The 18598-nt window shown below is 64.2% G+C and carries 22 protein-coding genes; 15 read left to right on the plus strand and 7 right to left on the minus strand.

Annotated elements, in window-relative coordinates:
* Positions 1 to 116: 116 nt before the first annotated feature.
* Positions 117 to 1082, minus strand: a complete 966-nt coding sequence (locus JQ627_RS20860) for a glyoxylate/hydroxypyruvate reductase A (RefSeq protein WP_212486033.1) — start codon at positions 1080 to 1082, stop codon at positions 117 to 119.
* Between the two features lie 144 nt (positions 1083 to 1226).
* Here JQ627_RS20860 and JQ627_RS20865 point away from each other — a divergent pair, with 144 nt between their 5' ends.
* The 4 genes from JQ627_RS20865 to JQ627_RS20880 all read left to right on the plus strand — a co-directional run bounded on the left by JQ627_RS20865 (position 1227) and on the right by JQ627_RS20880 (position 4065).
* Positions 1227 to 1595: a YciI family protein gene (locus JQ627_RS20865; RefSeq protein ID WP_212486034.1), complete on the plus strand. Its 369-nt coding sequence runs from the start codon at positions 1227 to 1229 to the stop codon at positions 1593 to 1595.
* The gene (locus JQ627_RS20870) at positions 1592 to 2890 is read left to right on the plus strand and encodes an RNA polymerase sigma factor (RefSeq protein ID WP_212486035.1); all 1299 of its coding nucleotides are present in this window, start codon (positions 1592 to 1594) and stop codon (positions 2888 to 2890) included. The genes JQ627_RS20865 and JQ627_RS20870 overlap by 4 nt, the downstream gene beginning before the upstream one ends.
* Positions 2891 to 3081: 191 nt before the next feature.
* Positions 3082 to 3618, plus strand: a complete 537-nt coding sequence (locus JQ627_RS20875; protein ID WP_212486036.1) for an SRPBCC family protein — start codon at positions 3082 to 3084, stop codon at positions 3616 to 3618.
* A 33-nt stretch (positions 3619 to 3651) separates the two neighbouring features.
* The gene (locus JQ627_RS20880; protein WP_212486037.1) at positions 3652 to 4065 is read left to right on the plus strand and encodes a VOC family protein; all 414 of its coding nucleotides are present in this window, start codon (positions 3652 to 3654) and stop codon (positions 4063 to 4065) included.
* A 107-nt stretch (positions 4066 to 4172) separates the two neighbouring features.
* On the opposite strand, the gene JQ627_RS20885 is transcribed toward JQ627_RS20880, so the two are convergent.
* The 4 genes from JQ627_RS20885 to JQ627_RS20900 all read right to left on the minus strand — a co-directional run bounded on the left by JQ627_RS20885 (position 4173) and on the right by JQ627_RS20900 (position 6946).
* The gene (locus tag JQ627_RS20885; protein ID WP_212486038.1) at positions 4173 to 4535 is read right to left on the minus strand and encodes a hypothetical protein; all 363 of its coding nucleotides are present in this window, start codon (positions 4533 to 4535) and stop codon (positions 4173 to 4175) included.
* A 427-nt stretch (positions 4536 to 4962) separates the two neighbouring features.
* A complete protein-coding gene (locus JQ627_RS20890) occupies positions 4963 to 5307 on the minus strand; it encodes a hypothetical protein (RefSeq protein ID WP_212486039.1) in 345 nt (114 codons plus the stop codon).
* A gap of 284 nt (positions 5308 to 5591) precedes the next feature.
* Positions 5592 to 6029 carry a hypothetical protein gene (locus JQ627_RS20895; RefSeq protein ID WP_212486040.1) on the minus strand — a complete coding sequence of 146 codons (438 nt, stop codon included), beginning with the start codon at positions 6027 to 6029 and terminating at the stop codon, positions 5592 to 5594.
* A gap of 128 nt (positions 6030 to 6157) precedes the next feature.
* Positions 6158 to 6946: an SDR family NAD(P)-dependent oxidoreductase gene (locus JQ627_RS20900; RefSeq protein ID WP_212486041.1), complete on the minus strand. Its 789-nt coding sequence runs from the start codon at positions 6944 to 6946 to the stop codon at positions 6158 to 6160.
* Between the two features lie 89 nt (positions 6947 to 7035).
* On the opposite strand from JQ627_RS20900, the gene JQ627_RS20905 reads away from it, so the two are divergent.
* Complete coding sequence (locus JQ627_RS20905) at positions 7036 to 7413, plus strand: cupin domain-containing protein (protein WP_212486042.1); 378 nt, start codon at positions 7036 to 7038, stop codon at positions 7411 to 7413.
* Positions 7414 to 7514: 101 nt separating this feature from the next.
* Here JQ627_RS20905 and JQ627_RS20910 read toward each other — a convergent pair whose 3' ends face one another.
* Entirely contained in the window at positions 7515 to 9182 is a 1668-nt protein-coding gene (locus JQ627_RS20910) for a PAS domain-containing methyl-accepting chemotaxis protein (protein ID WP_212486043.1), read from the minus strand.
* 320 nt (positions 9183 to 9502) lie between these two features.
* Between JQ627_RS20910 and JQ627_RS20915 the strand changes: the two genes are divergently transcribed.
* The 8 genes from JQ627_RS20915 to JQ627_RS20950 all read left to right on the plus strand — a co-directional run bounded on the left by JQ627_RS20915 (position 9503) and on the right by JQ627_RS20950 (position 14710).
* Entirely contained in the window at positions 9503 to 9868 is a 366-nt protein-coding gene (locus JQ627_RS20915; protein ID WP_212486044.1) for a nuclear transport factor 2 family protein, read from the plus strand.
* A 164-nt stretch (positions 9869 to 10032) separates the two neighbouring features.
* Positions 10033 to 10437, plus strand: coding sequence for a YciI family protein (locus JQ627_RS20920; protein WP_212486045.1), 405 nt, complete (start codon positions 10033 to 10035; stop codon positions 10435 to 10437).
* A 62-nt stretch (positions 10438 to 10499) separates the two neighbouring features.
* Positions 10500 to 10865: a YciI family protein gene (locus JQ627_RS20925; RefSeq protein ID WP_212486046.1), complete on the plus strand. Its 366-nt coding sequence runs from the start codon at positions 10500 to 10502 to the stop codon at positions 10863 to 10865.
* Between the two features lie 87 nt (positions 10866 to 10952).
* Entirely contained in the window at positions 10953 to 11693 is a 741-nt protein-coding gene (locus JQ627_RS20930; RefSeq protein ID WP_212486047.1) for a TetR/AcrR family transcriptional regulator, read from the plus strand.
* A 120-nt stretch (positions 11694 to 11813) separates the two neighbouring features.
* Positions 11814 to 12305 (plus strand): DUF2852 domain-containing protein, encoded by a 492-nt coding sequence (locus JQ627_RS20935; RefSeq protein ID WP_212486048.1) that lies wholly within the window; start codon positions 11814 to 11816, stop codon positions 12303 to 12305.
* A gap of 695 nt (positions 12306 to 13000) precedes the next feature.
* Complete coding sequence (locus JQ627_RS20940; RefSeq protein WP_212486049.1) at positions 13001 to 13138, plus strand: hypothetical protein; 138 nt, start codon at positions 13001 to 13003, stop codon at positions 13136 to 13138.
* 63 nt (positions 13139 to 13201) lie between these two features.
* Positions 13202 to 13969 carry a serine acetyltransferase gene (locus JQ627_RS20945; RefSeq protein ID WP_212486050.1) on the plus strand — a complete coding sequence of 256 codons (768 nt, stop codon included), beginning with the start codon at positions 13202 to 13204 and terminating at the stop codon, positions 13967 to 13969.
* A 30-nt stretch (positions 13970 to 13999) separates the two neighbouring features.
* Complete coding sequence (locus JQ627_RS20950) at positions 14000 to 14710, plus strand: SDR family NAD(P)-dependent oxidoreductase (RefSeq protein ID WP_212486051.1); 711 nt, start codon at positions 14000 to 14002, stop codon at positions 14708 to 14710.
* 218 nt (positions 14711 to 14928) lie between these two features.
* Here the strand turns inward: JQ627_RS20950 and ggt are convergent, their stop codons facing one another.
* Entirely contained in the window at positions 14929 to 16635 is a 1707-nt protein-coding gene (gene ggt, locus JQ627_RS20955; protein ID WP_212486172.1) for a gamma-glutamyltransferase, read from the minus strand.
* 753 nt (positions 16636 to 17388) lie between these two features.
* On the opposite strand from ggt, the gene tolQ reads away from it, so the two are divergent.
* A complete protein-coding gene (gene tolQ / locus JQ627_RS20960; RefSeq protein WP_014492404.1) occupies positions 17389 to 18105 on the plus strand; it encodes a protein TolQ in 717 nt (238 codons plus the stop codon).
* Between the two features lie 43 nt (positions 18106 to 18148).
* Complete coding sequence (gene tolR, locus JQ627_RS20965; RefSeq protein WP_028152217.1) at positions 18149 to 18598, plus strand: protein TolR; 450 nt, start codon at positions 18149 to 18151, stop codon at positions 18596 to 18598.

Raw genomic sequence — 18598 nt, forward strand, 5'->3', positions numbered from 1 at the left:
GCTGGTCGTTCGGTGCTGCGACCATCCGCAACGATAAATCACGCGGTATGGGTCCCCGCGTGTGCGGGGACGACAGCGAGGAGGCGCGTTCGCGCCTCCTTCAGGGAGCCGAAACGCTAATATCCCCGCGACCGATCCACCACGTTCTCAAGCGTCCCGCCCGTCTCGAACCGCGCGATCTGCTCGGCGACATAGGCCGAGATTGCATCCGCGTCGGTGTCGGCCGCGTTGTGCGGGGTCAGCAGCACCTTGGGGTGGGTCCAGAACCGGCTGTTCGCAGGCTGTGGCTCCTGCACGAACACGTCGAGCGAAACGGCGCCCAGCGTGCCGTCGTCGAGGCTGGCCAGGATATCGGATTCATTCTGGAGGCCGCCGCGGCCGGCATTGATCAGCACGGGCGCGCCGAGCGGGCTGTTGCGGTTGAGCTTCGCGAAGACGTCGCGGTTGAGGATGCCATGCGTATCGGGCGTCAGCGGCAACAGACAGACCAGGATGTCGGTCTTGCGCAGGAACGCATCGATTCCGTCCGTGCCATGGAAGCATTCGATGCCCTCGATCGTGCGCGGGCTGCGGCTCCAGCCGGCGACGCGGAAGTCGAGCCGCCGCAGCACGTCGGCGGCATCGGCACCCAGCGTGCCCAATCCCATGACGCCGACCGTGACCGCGCTCGCCGGCCACTGATATTGCGGCTCCCAGCGTTTTGCGCGCTGCGAGTCCCGCAAGTACAGCTCCTGGCGGTGGTGCATCAGCACGTGCAGCACGACATATTCGGTCATGCGATTGCTGAGATCAGGCACGGCGACGCGGACCAGCGGCACATCAGGCAGGCTCTTGTCCGCCATCAGCGCGTCGACGCCCGCACCCAGATTGAAGATCGCACGCAGGTTCGGAAAAGAGCCGAGGTCGCCCGGCACCGGCTTCCATACCGCGGCATAGTGTACCTCGGCCGGATCGAGCGCGGCGTCGGGCAACAGCACCACGCGGCGGCCGCCGCAGACCGCGTCGAACCGGGCCTTCCAGCGCTCCGGCAACCAGTTCTGCTGCGTGCTGTTGATCAGGACGGCCAGTGTGCCCATGCTCATTCGAAGTGCCTCGTCAGGTTCCGCTCTTGAAGGCCCTCCTTGGCACGATCCGACGGATTTTTCTCGCAAATTTTTTCCGCAGCCCTGTCGGGGCGATGCATAGTGGATCGTCTTCAAAACAAGCGTTCACGGAAGGTGCTGCCCATGCTTTATGCGATCCTTTGCTATCACGACGAGGACTTCGTCGGCTCCTGGAGCAAGGACCAGGACGAGGCCGTGATGAAGAAGCTCGCCGTGGTGCAGGAGAAGCTCACGAGCCAGGGCCGGCTCGGCCCGGTGGCGCGGCTGCTGCCGACCACCGCGGCGGCGACGCTGCGCAAGGAAGACCCGCCGCTGGTGCTCGACGGCCCCTATGCGGAGACCAAGGAGCAATTGCTCGGCTTCTACATCGTCGACTGCAAGAACCTCGACGAAGCGCTCGACGTTGCGCGCGACCTCGGCGCGGCCAATCCCGGCGGCGCTTATGAGGTGCGCCCTGTGGGCGTATTCAGGCCCGGAGGAATTTCGGCGTGAGCGACACCGATACCGCCTGGATCGAGACCGCGCTGACCTCGGCGCGACCCCAGGCAGTTGGCGCGCTGCTGCGCTATTTCCGCGATCTCGACACCGCCGAGGAGGCCTTTCAGAACGCCTGCCTGCGCGCGCTGAAAACCTGGCCGCAGAACGGGCCACCGCGCGATCCCGCGGCCTGGCTGATCATGGTCGGCCGCAACGTCGCCATCGACGAGGTCCGCCGCGCCCGCAAGCAGCAGCCGCTGCCGGAGGATGACCAAGCCATCTCCGATCTCGACGACGCCGAGGGCGCGCTCGCCGAGCGGCTCGACGGCTCGCACTACCGCGACGACATTTTGCGGCTGATGTTCATTTGCTGCCATCCCCAACTGCCGGCGACCCAGCAGATCGCGTTGGCCTTGCGCATCGTCTCCGGTCTCACGGTGAAGCAAATCGCGCGCGCCTTCCTGATTTCAGAAGCCGCGATGGAGCAGCGCATCACGCGCGCCAAGGCGAAGGTCGCGGAAGCGGGGACGCCGTTCGAATCGCCCGGTGCGGTCGAACGCTCCGAGCGGCTCGCCGGCGTTGCCGCAATGATCTACCTGATCTTCAACGAAGGCTATTCGGCGAGCGGCGACACCGCGGAGATCCGAAAGCTGCTGTGCGAGGAAGCGATCCGGCTGGCGCGGTTGCTGCTGCGGCTGTTCCAGAGTGAGCCGGAGATCATGGGGCTCACGGCCCTCATCTTGTTGCAGCACGCCCGCAGCGCTGCGCGCTTTGCTGCGGACGGCTCGCTGATCCTGCTCGACGACCAGGATCGCACGCTGTGGAACGGCACCATGATCGCGGAAGGCTTGGCGCTGATCGACAAGGCGATGCGCCACCGCCGCAGCGGCCCCTATCAGATCCAGGCCGCGATCGCCGCGCTGCATGCGCGCGCGTCGACGCCCGAGGAAACCGACTGGACGCAGATCGACCTGCTCTACGGCGCGCTCGAACTGATGCAGCCTTCGCCGGTGGTGACGCTCAACCGCGCGGTCGCGGTTTCCAAGGTGCGCGGACCGCAAGCGGCGCTCGAGCTGATCGAGCCGCTGGCGCCGAAACTCGCCAACTATTTCCATTTCTACGGCGTGCGCGGCGCCTTCCTGATGCAGCTCGGCCGCAACGACGAAGCCCGCATCGCCTTCGACCGCGCCATCGCACTCGCCAACACCTCTGCCGAAGCCGCCCATATCCGCATGCACATCGATCGCCTGATCCGGGACAGCCAGCCGAAGGGGGCCAATGGCGCCCGGCAGGGCGCGAAGGTGAAGTAGGGCACTCCTATAGCCACATCGTCATGGCCGGGCTTGTCCCGGGCATCCACGTTCTTTCTTGCGTCCAACGCGTGGATGGCCGGGACAAGCCCGGCGATGACGTCGGGAGGCAGCAAGCCAAAAAATCTCCTCCGGAATTGTCGGCTCTCGCCGTTCTCCTTCGTCTTAATCCCATATCCAGGGAGCCATTCATGCTGAAAGCCATTGCCATCATCGCCATCGTGCTCGCGGTCGGGATCGCGGGCATCCTCGTCTTCGCATTGACGAAACCCGACACGTTCCGCGTCGAGCGCTCGCTCGCCATGAAGGCGCCGGCCGCCGCGATCTATCCCCAGGTCGCCGATTTCCACTTCTGGACCAGCTGGTCGCCCTATGAGAACCGCGATCCCGCCATGAAGCGCACCTACGGCGGAACGGCGCAGGGCAAGGGCGCGACCTATGCCTGGGACGGCAATAATAATGTCGGCGCCGGCCATATGGAGATCCTCGAGGCGAACGCGTCGTCAAAGCTGCGCATCAAGCTCGACTTCGAGCGGCCGTTCGAAGGCCACAACACCGCCGAGTTCACCTTTGTGCCGCAAGGCGATGCCACACTGGTCACATGGGCGATGTACGGTCCGGCCCCGTTCATGTCCAAGGTGATGCAGGTGTTCATCAACATGGACAACATGATCGGCAAGGACTTTGAGGCCGGCCTCGCCAGCCTGAAGACGCTCACCGAGAAGTAACGCCCTCAAGAAGCGAAGAAGAGGAGAGAAACGATGCTCAATGCCTATCTGTTCTATCAGGACACCTGCGAAGCCGCGTTCAACTTCTACGCCAAGGTTCTGGGCGGCAAGATCGACGCCATGATGCGCTCATCGGACGCGCCGCCGGACATGCCTGCTGCGCCGGGCCGCGAGAAGATGATCATGCATGCGCGGATGTCGCTGCCCGACGGCAGTGTGCTGATGGCCTCCGACGTGCCGCCCGAGCACTTTAGCAAGCCGCAGGGCTTCTCGATCTCGTTCACGGTCAAGGACCCCGCGGACGGTGAGCGCAAGTTCAACGCGCTCGCCGACGGCGGCACCGTCACCATGCCCTACAGCAAGACGTTCTGGGCCAAGGGTTTTGGCATGTGCGTCGACAAGTTCGGGATTCCCTGGATGGTGAACTGCCCGGCCGAGGGAATGTGACAGCCGCGACCGCCTGATGCGCCAGGCCGTGATCCCTCTCCCGCTGTCGCGGGAGAGGGGCACTTATGATGTCGTCATGTCACACAGCCGGTCGGCTGGATGCTCGCTCACCGGATCGATCCGGTCACGTCATCGCTTGGCGGGGACGGTTCAACGCAGCGAGGGCAGATCACGAGTTTCGTGCCGAGCTGCTTGTCGTTCTCCGCTTCGATTTCGTCATGGATCGCCCACCACGCCTGCGAGTACGGGCGCAAGGTGCCGAGCACTCTTTCCCGCTCCTGATTGGGGTTGTCCTGCGCAGGAGTCGGATTCGCTGCGCGCCGCTTTGCGACGGAGGGACGATTAGGGGCCTGGTTCGGATCCCGGCCGAGGCCGTCCCATGCGATCGGTCGGCGCTCCTGCGCCGGCGCCACCGCGCATCCGAGGAGCGCTATGCAAAAAGTGAGCAAGACGAAGCCGTGACGAAGCATGCCGGACCCTTGGTGCGGTAGGCGACACGCAAACTCCGTATGCAGAGCCTTGCATCGCGCCGGTTGAATGGAACCTAAGGGAAACGACGTGGCCGCCTTGGCCCAATATGGAATCGTGTTGTCGCATCACATTGCGAGAGCAGTGAGGCCGCTTCGTGAAATGATGCTGATCGCATCGCACAACAACTGGCGAAATATTAGGCTGTGAACTCCGCGACAGAATCGCTAATAATTTCTTCATAAATTCTACAAACTGGGGTGGGCGTAACTTGGAAGGGGAGCGACCGATGGCAGCGGCGCTACAAATCAATTTTGCACTTTGGGGCATGCTCATCTGCGCGACCTTGGAATTGGCGCAGACCATCCAGAGGCTCTACTAGGCCGACGAGATGCGTGACCGGCGCAATTGCTTCGTCGCGCTCGTCCGCTAGCCCACGAGCAACGCGATGAGCGTGAAGCTGACGCTTGCGATCACGATCATCGAAAGTATGTAGTTGCGCGGCCGTGCCATTCGCGCGCGCGGCGGTCTCTGCCGCTGTAGTGGTTCGCTCGCCTGCCATACGGGTTCCGACGGCGCGAGCGCAGCCTCCGCACGCGAGCCGATATATTTCACATAGAACTCGAGCAGCCGCAGCGCGGATGACAGGTCCATCAGGCCCTCGCGATCGCGCCGCGACAGCAATTCGAATTCGACGGTTTCCTCGGAGCTCAACTGGCCAAGGACAATGCGTCCCTGATCCGACAGGCGGTAGTGAAAATCGAGGGGCTGCACGGCCTGCGACCCGTTTGAAAATGAGTAATCCTGAAAAAGCGGAACCATCCTAGTCTGTGACCACTGCTGAGATTGTGACGGCCCCTGCGGCCATCGCGACCCGAGCGGCCCCAATCTGGGCGGAACCATCATAGACGGTCGGGAAAGGCCGGAAACCGCGTAAATTGGGCAGGCATTGCGAAGCGGTTGAGCGGGTTTCGTGTCCGGATCGTCGGAATTTTGCAAAACTGCCTAATAGCCGGACAGCGGCGGATGCACCCCAGTCACACGTGGCCGCCTGTTGCTCAGCGGCAGCGTGGATAAATCGCCGCAAGATCGCGGCCCTTCAGCAAAAGCAATCTGGACGAGAGGCCGCCGTGACGGCTGATCCAGTCGCGCACCGGGCCGGGATAGGCCTGGAGCACCGCGTCGGACGCTTCCGGCTCGGCATAAAAACGCCCGCGCCGGTCGACCGAACGCGCCGCGTGGAAGCCGAGTACCGCGCGTTTGGTGACGCAGATGCGCTCGCCCGGCACGATGCTCAGCACCAGCGTGCAGGCGGACAGGCACGGACCGTCGATCACCACGCGCTCGCCGCTTTCGCGTACACTCTCGAACAGGTCGAGGAACGGCCCGACCTGTCCGCCCGGCGACTGGATGATGCGGATTTCGGCCATGGCGGGTGTGCCGGCGAGCAGCGCGGATGCGAGCAAGATGGTTTTGAGGAGGGTGGCGTGTCGCATCTTACTCTCCGCAAATTCGGCGCCGTAGGGTGGGCAAGGCGTAGCGAGCCCACCAATGGCACCGCAACTCAGGAGAGAGTGGTGGGCACGGCGCTTCGCGCCTTTTGCCCACGCTACAAATCCTGTGCCTACCCGTTCCGCCGTTCGCCGCGCAGCGTCGGCAGGCCGATGCCAGCCGCATCGAAGCCGCCATCGACGGCCAAAATTTGGCCGGTGATGTAGCTCGATCGTTCCGAGCACAGGAAATAGATCGCGTCCGCGAGTTCCTCCTCCAGGCCGTAGCGGTTGAGCGGAATGGCGTCGTGATAGTCGGCGCGGATCTCCCGGGTGTGGACCTGCTTCGCCATCGCGGTGTCGACCGGCCCCGGCGCGACCGCGTTGACGCGGATGTTGAGCGAGGCGAGCTCGACCGCGAGCTGCTTGGTCAGGTGCGCAAGGCCCGCCTTGCTGGTGCCATAGGCCGAACGCAGCGTCGAGGCGCGCACCGCCGAGATCGAGGTGACGTTGACGATGGCGCCGCCGCCTTGCTCGCGCATCAGCGGCGCGGCCGCCTTGGTGCACAGGAACGGGCCGGTGAGATTGACCGCCATGATCCTGTTCCAGTCGGCGTCGCTGGTCTCCAGCACTGGCGCGAACACGGCGACGCCGGCGTTGTTGACGAGCGCATCGAGCCGACCGAAGCGGCTCATGACCGCCGCCATTGCAGCTCCCACGGCGGCTGCGTCGGACACGTCGCAGGTGATTGCCAGCGTGTTATCGGGATTCTTCAGCGCCGCCGCCGCGCCTGCCTGCAGCTCCCCCTCGATATCGAGCAGCGCGACGCGCCACCCTTCGGCCAGGAATTTCTTGGCCGTCGCCAGCCCGATGCCTCGCGCGGCTCCGGTGACGAGGGCGACGTTTTGTGGGGCCTGCGGCATTTGCTAATCTGTCCTGTGTTCGAAAGGGGCGCGCACCAGCGCCGGCTCCTTTTACTTCGCTTTCGTCCCGGCAAGAAGGGCTCCAGCCCATGCTCATCGATCCCAGCACGATCCCGCTCGAGGAATGGCGGCCAGGTGTGAAGACCCGCATGGTCACATCCGCGCGCAACGGCGCGACCGCGCTCTGCATCTTCGAGCAATGGGTCGATCCCTGCGCCGGCGCGCCGACGCACAGCCACACGGTCGAGGAGGTGCTCACCGTGCGGGCGGGCGAGGCGGAGATGTGGGTCGAAGCCCGGCGTATCACGGTGACGGCCGGCCAGGCGCTGCTGGTTCCCGCCGGCCGCAAGCACGGTTTTCGCAATTCGGGAGTGACCATGCTGCATGTCCATGCGGTGTTGGCCTCGCCGGTCTTCGAGATGCTGCCGGAAGGGGCGAGTGAAGCGACGCGACGCTGGGAGCGGTAGGGTAAGGGCGTCTCTCTCTCTCTCTCTCTCTCCGTCACCCCAGGGTGGCCGCTTCTTCAGCGGCCCTCAAGGGGCGACGGGGATAGTGATAAAGCGAGAGCTTACGCCAGCTCCGCCGATGCGCGCTGCATGTTCGACGACATGTCGGAGGTCACGATGCTCTGCTCCTCGACCGCGGCCGCGGTGGAGGCGATGAACTCGTTGACGCCGGCAATCGCGGCCTTGATCGCGGTGAGCGAGTTCGCAACGTCGCCCGAGATGGTGTTCAGCGCGTCGATTTCGGAGGTAATCGTGTCGGTGGCCTGCTTGGCCTGGCCGGCGAGGTTCTTCACCTCGGAGGCGACCACGGCAAAGCCGCGGCCGGCTTCGCCCGCACGCGCCGATTCGATCGTGGCGTTGAGTGCAAGCAAATTGATCTGACTGGTGATGCCCGAAATCATCTCGACGATGCCGGTCATGGCCTGCGCCGCCGCAGTCAACTTCTGAGCCTGGCCGTCCGCGGACTCGACCCTCGTGGTCGCGACCTTGGAGGTCTCGCGCGATTTTGCCATGGTCTCGGAGATCTCGCGGATCGAGGCGCTCATCTGCTCGCTGCCGGCGGCGACGGCCTCGATCAGCCCGCGCGCATTTTCGGCCTTCTTGCGGCCGATCGCCTGCGCGGTGATGTCGGTGGCGTATTTCACCACCTTGTAGGGCTTGCCGTTGAGATCAAAAATCGGGTTGTAGGACGCTTGGATCCAGATTTCGCGGCCGCCCTTGGCGATCCGCTTGTATTCGGCGGCCTGGTATTCGCCGCGGTTGAGCGTTTCCCAGAACTGGCGGTAGGCCGCGGAGTTTTTCTCGTTCGGTTCCACAAACATGCTGTGGTGCTGGCCCTTGATCTCGGTCAGCGAGTAACCCATCGCCTTGAGAAAATTCTCGTTGGCGGTACGGATCGTGCCGTCCATGTTGAACTCGATCACGGCCTGCGACTTCTGGATCGCGGCGAGCTGGCCGTTGTTGTCGGCAGCCTTCATCTTCTGCGCGGTGACGTCGGTTGCGAATTTCACCACCTTGAACGGCTTGCCGGTCTCGTCGAGGATCGGGTTGTAGGTCGCGAGAATCCAGATCTCCTTGCCGCCCTTGCCGAGCCGCTTGTACTCGGCCGCCTCGAACTCGCCGCGGTTCAGCTTGACCCAGAACGCGGCATAGGCCGTGCTCACGCGATCCTCGGGCGTCACGAACATGCTGTGGTGCTTGCCCTTGATCTCGTCGAGCGAATAGCCCATCGCGCCCAGGAAGTTCTCGTTGGCGCTGACGATTGTGCCGTCCATGTTGAACTCGATCACGGCCTGCGCGCGGTTGATTGCGGCGATCTTGCCGGAGTCTTCCATGGTCTTGATCTTGTACGCCGTGATGTCGGTGGCGAACTTGATGAAGCTGACCACCTTGCCGTTCTTGTCCAGCAGCGGCGCGTACGAGGCATGAACCCAGACTTCCTTGCCGTTCTTGCCGAAGCGCTTGTATTGCGTGGTCTGGAATTCGCCGCGATTCAGGCTGGCCCAGAAGTCGCGATAGCGGGCGCTCTCGCGCTCAGCCGGACTGACGAAGATGCTGTGGTGCTTGCCCTTGATCTCGGCCAGCTTATAGCCGCTCATTTTCAGAAGGTTCTCGTTGGCATCGAGGATAGTGCCATCGAGATCGAATTCGATGACGGCCTGCGAGCGATCGAGGGCTTCGACTTCCGCGAGCGCGTGCTGGATCTTGGCCTTGCCGGTGAAATTGAACACTTAAGTTCCCCGTAATGGTTCAACTATGCATCGGCCGAGCTGCAATTGGCCTTGTCGAGAAAGTTGCATGCACGCGTTGACCAACTGTAAACCCTTGCAGGAAGCTGCGCCGTCTCCGTAGTTCCGCGTGCACCGGCCATGCTGCTCAACTCGCAGGCATTCCGGATTCATATGCACGGCGGGGTTCATAGGCAGGCCGTATTTGTACGGACGCACATCGCGATATTTTTCGCATCGTCTGTGTTGAATTTCGGCAAGCAATGTCGGCGCAAAGATGCGTGCATCGTCTTCAAGAGGATTTCTCTGCGAAAGACCGATCGATGCCTGACGATCGCGAGCACCTGATTCGAAACCTCTTCGCCGCCTATCTCGCCAACGATCGGCGAGGGGTCGCCGACGCATTGGCTGACGATTTCCGCTTCACCAGTCCGTTCGACGACGACATCGACAAGGCGGCCTATTTCGAGCGCTGCTGGAGCGACACCGGCTGGATCGCGCGACACGACATCGAGCGGATTTTCGTCCAGGGCGACGAGGCGTTCGTCACCTATCTCTGTCTGGCGACAGACGGCAGGAGCTTTCGTAACACGGAGTTCTTCACCTTTGCCGGTGGCAAGGTCCGCCGCATCGAAGTCTATTTCGGTGCGGCCCGGAAGGATGGGCGCTTCCTGCCACAGCCGCGCTAGCGGCCAGCGCAATAACCTCCGGAATAATTTTCATCACCCTGTCGGTTCCGTAAAAGTTCGTTCGTCTTGGAGGTGAGGGCGGGCGGCGCGGGCCGCCGCTCCCGTCCTTCCGGGGGGCGCCTTGCGGCGCAAACCCGAAATGACAAAGCAAGCAAGGAATGCTCATGCGCTTCATGATGCTGATGATCCCGCTCGGCTACGAGACCGCGCCGCCGGACGTGCAACTCGATCCCGAACGCGTCGCCGCGATGATGCGTTACAACGAGGCGCTCAGGGATGCCGGCGTGCTGATCACGCTCGACGGTCTGCATCCGCCGTCGATGGGCGCGCGCGTCTCGTTCGCGACCGGCGAGCCCATCGTGACCGACGGCCCCTTCGCCGAAGCCAAGGAAGTTCTGGGCGGCTACTGGATGATCGAGGTTGCCTCGCGCGAGGAGGCGATCGCCTGGGCGAAGAAGTGCCCGGCCTCCGCCAATGAGGTCATCGAGATCCGGCAGGTGCAGGAGATGGCCGACTTTCCGCCGGAGGTGCAGGCAGCCGCCGCCGGCTTCGAGGATCTGAAGAAGTAGCAGGGCCTCACGCGCGGCCAATGCATCGAACTTTTCTCATCCAACAACCTGAGGAGAACCCAATGAGCACTGAACAGACATTCCTCGCCGTCTATCTCGGCAGCGTGAGCGGCGCGAAGATGGCGGCATGGCAGGCGCTGCCGGAGGCCGAGCGGAAGGCGAAAGAGCAGGAGGGCTTGGCCGCCTGGCACGGCTGGGTCGAGAAGCACAAGGCCGTCATCGTCGAGTTGGGCGGACCGCTCGGCAAGACCCGGAGGATCGACGCCGGCGGTGTCACCGAGGTCAGCAATGCCTTGACCGGCTTCACGGTCGTGCGGGCCGCCTCGCAGGAGGCCGCCGCGGAACTGTTCAAGAACCACCCGCACTTTGCGATCTTCCCGGGCGAGGCCGTCGAGGTGATGCCGGTGTTGCCCATTCCCGGCCGCTAGGACGCGGGCGACCGTGAGAATACGGGGTTAATCACGCCCCATCGCAGCTAGTGACCTTCGCGCCCAGCTCATGTAAACCTCGTTCACATGAGCTGGCGCAAGGAGCAACGCCGCGCCGAGCGCGGCTATCACCACGGCAACCTGAAGGAAGCCCTGTTGCAGGCCGCCCTCGGGCTGATTGCCGAGAAGGGCGCGGCCGGCTTCACCTTCGCCGATGCCGCGCGTATGGCCGGCGTCAGCGCGGCGGCGCCTTACCGGCATTTCCGCGACCGCGACGAGTTGCTGTCCTCGATCGCGCAGCGCGGCTTCGAGCAGTTCGAGCAGCGCCTGACGGCAGCCTGGGACGATGGGCGCCCGGATACGGTCACGGCGTTCGAGCGCGTCGGGAAGGCCTATCTCGCCTTTGCCCGCGAGGAGCCTGCCTTCTACAACGCGATGTTCGAATCAGGCGTGCCGGTCGATTCAAATCCGGCGCTGCAGGCCGCCAGTGAACGCGCCTTCAACATCATTCGCGCCGCTGCAGAACGGCTTGCCGCGCTCGCACCGCCCGGTACGCCGCGACCACCGGCCATGATGATGGCGCTGCACATCTGGTCGATGGCCCACGGCGTAGCCTCGCTGTTCTCCCGCGGCGATGCCGCGCGGCGAAAACTGCCGATGTCGCCGGACGAGCTGCTCGAAGCCGAGGTGCTGATCTATCTGCGCGGTCTCGGCTTCCCGACCGACCGCCGCGCCCAGGCCAAGGGCGCCGAGCCGCCCCCGGTGCCACCGGAGGCATCCTCCGGTTCTGGCCTTCCGCCCGGCGGCCCCTGGGGCAAGCCGAAATAAAATTGCGCAAATAATTCGCCCACCCTGTCAGGCGGCCGGCTTGACAAAATCGCGGGATGGTCTAGCTATGTAAATGTTATTTACATTCACAACGGCGCTGGTGCCGTGATGGAGATGGAAATGGCCTACACCGCTGATGTCAATCGATGGCGCGGCCCTTCGGACCAACACCAACAATACGAGCATCCCCGCATGCTCGACACGCCCTGGCATCCCGGCTGGATCGCCGTGACCATCCTCGGCTTCATCATCTGGTGGCCGATCGGACTTGCCCTTCTCTTTTTCACACTCGGGAGCAGAAGAATGTCGTGCTGGAGCAACCAGGATCGCTGGCAGAACAAGATGGAGCGGATGCAGTACAAGATGGACCGCATGCGCGGCCGCATGGAGCGCCGTGGCTTTGGCTTCGGCTTCGGTCCGCCCTCGAGCGGCAACCGCGCCTTCGACGAGTACCGCACCGAGACGCTTCAACGGCTCGAGGAAGAGCAGGTCGAGTTCAAGAACTTCCTCGACCGTCTGCGTCACGCCAAGGACAAGGAAGAGTTCGATCAGTTCATGGCGCAGCACAAGACGCGCCCGACCCCGCCGCCGACCGACCAGCCGCAGGGCTGATCTAAATAGGCTGATCCGGCGTCTGCCTCTCAAAGCCTTCAGGCGCATGCCCCCAAAGTCCTGATGGCCCCGAGCCGCCCGCCTGCGCAACCCGCAGGCGGGCGGTTTGGTTTTTGGGGACCAGAACCAACTGTCGGCGAACCGACACCAAGACTTGCGCGTGCCACCTCAATCCGCCGCGCTGCTGGACGACGCGCATCATGGACCTCTACACCCGCCTGCTGCTTGCCGTGACCGCCTTGGCGGTGTTGGGCTACATCAGCTGGTCTATGGCAGTTGCGCGTCCGATCCCGACTGTCATTTTCGTCTCTGCGCCGGTGGGTGTGCGTTCTGCGGCGTTGATCACGTACATGTGCAGGATCGGTAGAACCCGATCCGCGCCGGGCCCGACCAAGCCCTGACGGCGCCTCCCGCGGCGCCAACGGGTACGACCATAACCAACGCCGAATGCAAAGAGATCGGCCGGCGCATCGCACTTCTCGAGCGCGCGACGGCGCTGTTCGACCGGTTCGGAACCACCGTGCCGGTGGCGATCGCGTTCCTCAACGGATGGCCGACGGAGGTCCAGCTCTATCCGCAGTGGCAGCTCGGCGAATCCTGGCGGTTCTTTCTCAGCCTTTATCTCTATATCTCTATTGGTTCGCCGCGCTCGCACTCGGCCGTGCGGTCTCGTTTGCGAAGGGGAGTCTCGCCCCATGATCCTGCTCCGCGATTTCGCGCTCTATGCTCTTCCCGTCCTCGTCGCAGCGGGCGGCTGGTGCTATGCACTCAGCCTGCGCAAGCAGGGCGGGCCTGGCCGGCGACGCGAGGGCAGGGCCATCCGGCCGGCCTGACTGGCGCCCCCACGCAGATCGCCTATATTTGCCGGTGCAAACGCAGGCAGAGCGGAGGCGGCGGTGGCAAAAGCTGCGATCATGGCGAGCGACAGCCTCTGGCAGGCGATCCGCGGCGAAGCGGAGCGTGCGGCGGCTGCGGATCCCGTCTTCGGCAAGGCCGTTGCCGACGCCATCCTCGCCCATGACGATCTTGCCGCCGCGCTCGCCGATCTGATCGGGCGCAGGCTTGGTGGAAGCGCAGCCGAGCGCGCGCGCTTCACGGCCTTTTCGAGCGACGCCTTTCGCGAGGAGGCGGACCTGATCGCAGCGGCCGCCCGCGACCTCCAGGCCATCGCGATCCACGATCCCGCCACCGCCGACCTGCTGCCGCCGCTGCTGCACTTCAAGGGCTACGTCGCGCTGCAAGCCTGGCGCGTCTCGAACTGGCTCTGGCGTCATGACCATCGCGACGCGGCGCTGCTGTTTCAGAACGAGGCCTCGAACGTCTTGCAGGTCAGCATTCATCCCTCCGCCAGCATCGGGTTATCCGTCTATCTCGACCACGCCACCGGCATCGTGATCGGTGCGAATGTGGTGATCGGCGACGAGGTCACCATCCTCCAGAATGTCAGCATCGGCCGCGGCAGTGAATTGCCGACGCGTTCCCCTCGCGTCGGGCGCGGCGTCTACATCGGCGCGGGCGCGTCCATTTTGGGCGACATCAGCATCGGCGAGTTTGCCAAGATCGGTGCCGGCACGGTCGTGACCGGCGACGTGCCTGGTGGCTGCACCGCCGTCGGCAACCCCGCGCGGCTGACCAATTGCCCCGAACCCGCCACGGCGGCCTGAATCATCAATCGATCCTCAGGAGATCTGCAAATGAAGACGGCAATCGTGATCGGCGTCGGCCCGGACCGCGGGCTTGGTGCCCGGCTCTGCAAGCGCCTGGCGGCCGATGGGCTCAAGGTGATCGTCGCGGGCCGGACGCTGTCTGCTTTGCAGGCGGTCGTCGGCGATATCGAAAAGTCGGGCGGCGCGGCCGTGCCCGTTGTTGCGGACGCGACCAGCGAGCGCGACGTCGTCGCCCTGTTCGACGCCGCAGGCGACGACCTCGACCTCGCCATCTATAACGCCGGCAACAACACGCCCGGCAAGATCATCGAGATGGACGCCGACTATTTCGAGAACGCCTGGCGCGTGGTCTGCTTCGGCGGCTTCCTGTTCGGCCGCGAGGCGGTGCGCCGCATGGTGCCGAAGAAGACCGGCACGCTGCTGTTCACCGGCGCCAGTGCCTCGCTGCGCGGACGCTCCGGCTACGGCGCCTTCAACTCGTCCAAGGCCGGCCTGCGCACCCTGGCCCAGGCGATGGCCAAGGAATATTCGAGCGACGGCATCCATGTCGGCCATGTCGTGGTCGACGGCGCGATCGCCGGCGACAAGATATTGTCGCGGTTCCCGGACGCTGCCGGCCGCGAGGACAGCCTGATCGACATCGAGGGCATCGTCGATGCCTTCGCCTTCCTCTACCGCCAGCCCGAACGCGCCTGGTCCTTCGAGCTCGATGTGCGGACCTCGAAGGAGAAGTGGTAGAAGGGCGGCCCTCGACCATTTCTACTGCCGTCATTGCCCGTGAAGGCGGGCAATCCAGTATTCCAGAAACAGCAATGAGATGCGGAGGAGCCGCAGCGCACTGGACACCCCGCTTGCCGCCTACGCTGAAGCCTTCGGCGCCCCTTGACCTCAACCCCGGCGAAGCCTTGGCGTAGCCGGGTCGCGGGGTATGACAGTTGCAAGGGTGGCGTAGACGATCAATACCCCGCCGCCAGCCCACTGTTGCGGCGCGGATCGTTCGCACCGTAGTAACGATTGTTGCCGACTTGCTTGCCGTCAAGCGACGGCGCGCCGACGATGATGACCGCCAAATGGTTCGCCGGCTGCGGCGGCCCGAATTTGTGCCCCATCCCTTCCAGGATCTTCTGCGTGTCCGGTGACAGCGCATAGTTCTCGACGTTGGTCATATCAGGCAGCCATTGCTGGTGGATGCGCGGCATGTCGACGGCCTCCTGCGCGTTCATGCCGTAGTCGATCGCATTGATCATGGTCTGCAGGACCGCCGTGATGATGCGGCTGCCGCCGGGCGTGCCGACGACCATGACCGTCTTGCCGTCCTTGGTGACGATGGTCGGGCTCATCGAGGACAATGGACGCTTGCCGGGAACGATGGCATTCGCCTCACCCTGCACCAGGCCATACAGGTTCGGCACCCCGACCTTGGCCGTGAAGTCGTCCATTTCGTCGTTCAGCAGCACGCCGGTCTTGGCCGCCGTTACCTTGGCGCCGAACCAATCGTTCAGCGTGTACGTCACCGATACCGCGTTGCCGTCCTTGTCCGCGATTGAATAGTGCGTGGTGTTGCTGCCCTCGTGCGGCGCGACGCCCGGCTTGATGTCCTTGGAGATCCCGGCCTTGTTCGGATCGATCACGGCGCGAACCTTGGTGGCGTAATTCTTGTCGAGGAGGCGGTCGAGCGGATTCTTCACGAAATCCGGATCGCCGAGATAGCTGTTGCGGTCCACGTAAGCATGCCGCATGGCCTCGATCTGCACGTGCACGGCCTGCGCGGAATGGTAGCCCAGCTCCTTCAGAGGATAGCCCTCCAGGATATTCAGGATCTCGCAGATGACGACGCCGCCCGAGCTCGGCGGCGGCGCGGAAATCACGTGATAGCCGCGATAGTCGCATTCGACAGGTGCGAGCTCGCGCGTCTTGTAGCCGTCGAGGTCGTCCTGCGTCAGCAGGCCCTTGCCGGCCTGGCTCGATGCCACGATGGCGCTGCCGACCCAGCCCTTATAGAAGCCGTCGGTGCCCTTGCTGCTGATCTCGCGCAGGGTTTTCGCCAGTTCGGATTGCAGCAGTCGATCGCCCACGCCGAACGGCTGGCCGTTGTTGAGGAAGATGGCGCTCGATGCCGGATCGTCCTTGAAATCGTCGGTTGCCGTGCGCAGCAGGTCGATGTCGCCCTGGTCGAGCACAAATCCCTGTTCGGCGAGCTGGATCGCGGGCGCGAGCAGGTCAGCGCGCTTCATGGTGCCGTATTTTTCGCGCGCATATTCCATGCCCGAGACGGAGCCTGGCACACCCACAGCCAGATGCCCCTTGGTCGAGATGCCCTTGATGACGTTGCCGTCCTTGTCGAGATACATATTGGCCGTCGCCGCCTTGGGCGCGGTCTCGCGGAAATCGAGGAAGGTCTTGCGGCCGTCGGCGAGCTGGATCGTCATGAAGCCGCCACCACCGAGATTGCCGGCGGCCGGATAGACGACGGCCAAGGCATAACCGACGGCCACAGCGGCATCGACGGCATTGCCGCCGCGCTTCAGCACATCGACACCCACCTGCGTCGCCAGATGCTGCGCGGACACCACCATGCCGTTTTGCGCGGCGACCGGCGCGACCGACGCCGCGCGCGCGGGGATGAACGTGACGAGGCTGACCGATATGATCGCGGCGGCCATCCACCGCACATTGGTTTGTGGTTTCGGCACTGGACGCTCCTCAGGCTGGGCCGGTGATGCCGGCACGTTGTTGTCCGCGAGCGCAGCCTATCAGCTCGTGACCGCCGTGAGATGCGAGATGGAGCATGTGGTCGTGGTGTAGCTGTGGCGCACGCTAAGGTCCTCCCGATTTCGGGTGGGGCGGGGCAGGGAAGGCTCCAGAAGGCGCGCCCGTTGCGCATAGTGTCGTAGCGCCACGAGTCCCGCTGCGCGCCCCCCTTGCGGGGGAGAGGGGTAGCCCGGGAAAAGGTGCTCGTTGCGTGCGTCCGATTTCATCACGGGTGGGAATCCCCGTGTGGTACCCCTCGCCCTGGTCCTCCCTGCAAGGGGGGAGGGAACCGATCTTGCCCGGAGCGGGCGGCTCCGATCCGTCGGCCGCCATGTTCCGGCAAAGCGGCCAACCGCCTGCGCTGCCTACCTTTCCGGCGGCCAAATCCGGTTCCGGTAACCCCACGTTAACCAACGCCGGGCTCTGGTAAGTGCGGACAATCGCGCCCAAAGCCCGAAGTCTGGGCCTTGGGTCAAGGCCCATAGTTTTGACATCTTGGCAGGGAATGCAGGCGGCCGGCTTTGGACGAGCCCCTGTACCCCAGAAAGACAAGGCTTTGAGCGGGCTTGCCGGCCGCGCCGGTTCTAGCGCGGCTGTTGGGGAACCGGCAGCCATTTGCTGGCCGGAGAGGTCAGGTAAATGATCGCCTTGAGAGGATACTGCTTATGAATCCGGCCGACGTGGCTCAGTCAGCCCTTCCGGTTGCCGCTTCCGCGGACGTGTCGCTGATTGCGCTGTTCTGGCAGGCTCACTGGATCGTGAAAGCGGTGATGCTGGGGCTTCTCGCCTGCTCGGTCTGGGTCTGGGCCATCGCGATCGACAAGATCTTTCTTTACGCGCGCACCCGCCGCTCGATGGACCGGTTCGAGCAGGCCTTCTGGTCCGGCGAGTCGATCGAGGAGCTCTATCGCACGCTCTCGGCGAAGCCGACGCATTCCATGGCGGCCTGCTTCGTTGCCGCGATGCGCGAGTGGAAGCGCTCGTTCGAGAGCCACGCCCGCTCGGTCGCGGGCCTTCAGATGCGCATCGACAAGGTGATGAACGTCTCGATCGCGCGCGAGGTCGAGCGGCTGGAACGCCGGCTGCTGGTGCTCGCCACCGTCGGCTCCGCCGGCCCCTTTGTCGGCCTGTTCGGCACGGTCTGGGGCATCATGTCGAGCTTCCAGTCGATCGCGGCCTCGAAAAATACCTCCCTGGCGGTGGTGGCGCCCGGCATTGCCGAAGCGCTGTTTGCGACCGCCGTCGGCCTTATCGCCGCCATTCCTGCCACTATTTTCTACAATAAGTTCACTTCCGAGGTGAACCGTCAGGCCCAGCGCCTGGAAGGTTTCGCCGATGAATTTTCCGCCATTCTGTCGCGTCAGATCGACGAGCGGGGCTGACGGACGGCATGTATAGTGTGAGGGGCAATTTGGGCACTCGATCATGGCGATGAACGTAGCTAGTTCGTCCGGAGGCGGCGGCCGCCGCGGCCGGCGCAAGCCCGTCGTGGCCGAGATCAACGTCACGCCGATGGTGGACGTGATGCTGGTGCTGCTCATCATCTTCATGGTGTCGGCTCCGATGTTGACGGTCGGCGTGCCGCTCGACCTGCCGCAGACCCAGGCCAAGAGCCTCGAAAACAACGATCAGAAGCCGATCCAGATGTCGGTCGACATCAAGGGCAAGGTGTTCATCAACGACGCCGAGATCGCGATCAACGAGCTGATCCCGAAGCTGAAGGCGATCACGGATGCGCGCGGCGGGCTCGAGGAGCGCATCTATCTGCGCGCGGACAAGAAGGCGGATTACGGAACGGTGGCCAAGGTCATGGGCCTGTTGTCCGGCGCGGGCTTCAAGAAGCTGGCGCTCGTGACCGAGGCGGATCAGGGGTGA

Origin of the sequence: Bradyrhizobium liaoningense (assembly GCF_018130785.1) — a bacterium.
Taxonomy (GTDB): domain Bacteria; phylum Pseudomonadota; class Alphaproteobacteria; order Rhizobiales; family Xanthobacteraceae; genus Bradyrhizobium; species Bradyrhizobium liaoningense_A.